We start from the raw sequence: 1,249 nt of genomic DNA on the forward strand, positions 1-1,249 counted from the left end.
TTGCCAAGCAGACGCACGAACTCCTCGCGGTTTCCACGAGAGCCGTGCATTGCCAGAGCCGCATCATTGCGAATTTTGGGTTGCCACCTCTTCGCTCGGAACTCCTGAGCATTGTAGGCGATACGCTTCTCTACACCCTCATACCCGAAACGCTTGCCGATAAGCGAGGACTTGATGGGCGTACAGACAGGCTTGCCATTATCATCGGTCATCGTATAGATGATACCCGAATAGGGTTTGCCATCGAACTCGCCTTTGACCTGCTTTGCCTCGATGTTGAAGCACGAGAGCATGGCACTATACTCGCCGAAGGACTGGAAGCGGTACGAGGTAAAAACACTCTTGAGAATGTTCGATACCTGCTGCTTTACATCGCCACGGGTGTAGTCTGCTTTCTTGAGATATGGCTCCAACAACTCCCTGCGTTTATCGGCAATCTGTTTTAGTCCGAACATCTGCTCCAACTCTCGGCACGCCTTCATCGAGCGGTTCCATTCGTAGGCATCGTCTATCTTCTCTCCATTCTCATTCACGCAGGTAGATACAATATGTATATGTCTGCGGTCAATGTCCTCGTGGAGATAGACGATGTAGGGCTGGTTGCCATAGCCCATCTTCTGCATATAGGCTCTTGCCAAATCCGCAAACTGACTGTCGGTAAGACTGTCGTCCAATGTAGGATTGAGCGATATATGCAGAATAGGCTTCTCGGTGTTGCGGTTGGCAGCGAGATAACTCTCAAAAGCGAACATCGTTTGACGGACAATCCTGTCAGGGTCGTAGAGAGAATCGGTAATCATACGGTTGCCCGCTATGATGCGTGCCGTATCCTCGTTTACCTTCTGCTGGTTGTAGATGACTGCTCCGTAGAGCGAAGCACCTCTGTTGATTTTAGCCACCATATCAACCTCCGCTTTTACGGTTCAAGTGTCGCTCCTCAAACTCGCGTGTGAGGGCGATAATCTGTTTGCTCAATACTACCAACTCCAGTGTGGCTTTCTCCAGCTTGGCGACAAGGGCGAATGCCCGCTTATCCCCGAAGTTGGCTTTCACAGCTCGTACCGTCTGATTGTAGTTGTTGCCGATGGCTTGGAACTGATGGTAAAAATTCGTGAGGCGTATGTAATAATCCATAGCCGCCTTGTCGAGTTTTACCACCTTTACTTCACGCTCGAAGATTAGAGCCTTTAGAAATTTCGATCTCTCCTTGAATCCTGATTTTTGGAATTGGATGTCGAAGTGTCCGTTC

Annotated in this window: 2 protein-coding genes; both read right to left on the reverse strand. The window is 49.6% G+C overall.

What is annotated here, in order from left to right; translation table 11 throughout:
* On the reverse strand, positions 1-902 hold a 902-nt coding region (locus NW211_RS13815; protein ID WP_258328266.1), incomplete at its 3' end, for a relaxase/mobilization nuclease domain-containing protein.
* 1 nt (position 903) lies between these two features.
* On the reverse strand, positions 904-1,249 hold a 346-nt coding region (mobA, locus tag NW211_RS13820), incomplete at its 5' end, for a conjugal transfer protein MobA (protein WP_258328264.1).

It is taken from the genome of Barnesiella sp. ET7, from assembly GCF_024733785.1.
Classification (GTDB): domain Bacteria; phylum Bacteroidota; class Bacteroidia; order Bacteroidales; family Barnesiellaceae; genus Barnesiella; species Barnesiella merdigallinarum.